The 843-nt window shown below is 41.8% G+C and carries 1 protein-coding gene and 1 pseudogene; both read left to right on the top strand.

The window, feature by feature from the left end:
- Positions 1 to 254, top strand: a pseudogene (locus HMPREF3027_RS00005) (hypothetical protein); the annotation flags it as partial.
- Between the two features lie 229 nt (positions 255 to 483).
- A partial coding sequence (locus HMPREF3027_RS09360) for a DDE-type integrase/transposase/recombinase (RefSeq protein ID WP_141756192.1) occupies positions 484 to 843 on the top strand: 360 nt, incomplete at its 3' end.

Here is an 843-nt window from a genome sequence, read left to right on the forward strand (position 1 = left end):
AAACATCACCAACTAATATTCTTAGTAGCATGAGTAAGAGTAATGCCGATTTAATCAAAGAGATCGCTGAACTGAAGCGAGCACTGGAAAAGTCGAAGCTAGAGACTTGGGAGGCGCAAGTGGATGCTTTAGCCCATAAGAAGCTGCTTGAGCACATGGAGAATAAGTACCAAATTAGCGTAAAAAAAAGACAAATTCTCAGTGATTGCCGAGCTAAAAGACAAAACATTAGGGGAAAGGTGCATTGGTATTAGCCGACTTTGTGGCTTTTTTGGGGTAAGCAGAGGTGGTTTTTACAAGTATATTCCCTCTGAGATTGATCTTGGTCTCAAAGCCAGTGCAGTCCTGTACAGATGCCGTTATATTAGAGAGAGTTTACCTAAAGCTGGCACTGAAACTCTTCTGAGTCTCTGCAACGAATATTTCGCTGAAGAGTTCACGATAAGCAGAGACTGGCTTTATGATTTGCTTAGAGCGAATGATATGCTACTAACTAGGAAACGTCATATTCGACCACCACGTACCACGAATGGTATTGTTGATCACGAATTTGACGATCACCTTAATACTATTCCCAAATACATTCCGACTGACCACTGTAGACTAGCGGTCTCAGATATTACCTACATTAAATGCAAAGAGGGGTTTGTGTACCTTTCTCTCACGATGGACGGTTATAGTCGGATAATTACGGGATATAGTCTTCAGCGGACTTTATCACGGGAAGGACCACTTGATGCACTTACACAGAGTGTTGAGTTTTACAAGAAGTACAATTATGACGTTAATGGGCTCATCTTTCATAGCGATAGAGGGTGCCAGTACGTATCCAAAGAGATGACA

Origin of the sequence: Porphyromonas sp. HMSC077F02, from assembly GCF_001815465.1 — a bacterium.
GTDB lineage: Bacteria > Bacteroidota > Bacteroidia > Bacteroidales > Porphyromonadaceae > Porphyromonas_A > Porphyromonas_A somerae.